The organism is Aromatoleum diolicum (assembly GCF_012910955.1).
In the GTDB taxonomy this organism is placed as follows: Bacteria; Pseudomonadota; Gammaproteobacteria; order Burkholderiales; family Rhodocyclaceae; genus Aromatoleum; species Aromatoleum diolicum.
Window position 1 is genome coordinate 1 of sequence record NZ_WTVQ01000107.1, and the last position, 1121, is coordinate 1121.

General features: G+C 60.4%; 1 protein-coding gene. It reads left to right on the forward strand.

The annotated features are described in order from the left end of the window. Positions 1-1121 (forward strand): IS3 family transposase gene (locus GPA25_RS23600; protein ID WP_425486419.1). Its coding sequence is split into 2 segments (ribosomal slippage), with 1119 coding nucleotides annotated over them: positions 1-288 and positions 291-1121; the frame shifts between segments, so codons are not numbered across the junction. This gene is flagged as partial in the annotation.

Consider the following 1121-nt stretch of genomic DNA (forward strand, 5'->3'; position numbering starts at 1 on the left):
GAGCAAGTAGAAAAAGGCGAACTGACCTACAAGCAGGCGCAGGAGCGTTACGGCATTCAAGGCCGGTCGACGGTTCTGGTCTGGTTGCGCAAGCACGGTCGCCAGAACTGGGGCGCGATGGCACACTACGGTCGTATGAGTGACCCTGCCCAATCACCTAACAGCCAGACGCTCACGCCGGAGCAACGGATCAAGGAACTGGAGATCCAGCTCAAGGAAGCGCGGGAAAAATCCCAATTCTTTGAAGCTGTGATCGAGGTTCTGAAGAAGGACTATGGGGTCCGCGTCGTAAAAAAGCCTGTGGGCAAGTCCTCGCGCAAGAGTCCGTCGCAGGGCTGAGCGTGTCGAGGGCTTGCCGCTACATGGGCATCAGTCGGCAGGCGCATTACCAAGGGCAGCGCCGTCGGGCGCGCGATGAAGCCAAGCATGAACGGATTCTGGAACTGGTGAAGAGCAAGCGCCTGCGCCAGCCCCGGTTAGGAACACGCAAGCTGCACCACCTGATCAGACCGACGCTGACGGCCGCCGGTCTGGACATGGGGCGCGATCGCTTGTTCGATCTCTTGCGCTGGGCCCGCCTGCTGGTGCCACCGAAGCGGGCGTATCACAAGACGACCGACAGTCACCATCGTTTCCGGCGTCATCCGAACTTGCTGAAAGCGGGGCCGCAGCAGGTGCGAGCCGAAGCGAGCGAACAGATTTGGGTGGCGGATATCACCTATGTGCCGACCCGCGAGCGCTGTGCCTACCTCAGTCTGGTGACCGATGCCTACTCACGCAAGATCGTCGGCTACCACGTCCATGACAGCCTGCACACGACCGAGGTCAGCCAAGCCTTGAAGATGGCGCTGAAGGGACGCCGGGGAAGTCAGCCGCTGGTCCATCATTCCGATCGCGGCGTCCAATACTGCGCCCATGAATACCAGGCCATTCACCGGAAACACGGGCTGATCTGCTCGATGACCGACGGCTACGACTGCTACCAGAACGCCTTGGCCGAACGGGTCAATGGCATTCTCAAGCAGGAATTCCTGCTCCAATTGCCCGACGATCTACACGAGGCTCGGCGCATGGTCAGTCAGTCTATCGCCATCTACAACACGGAACGGCCGCATTGCTCG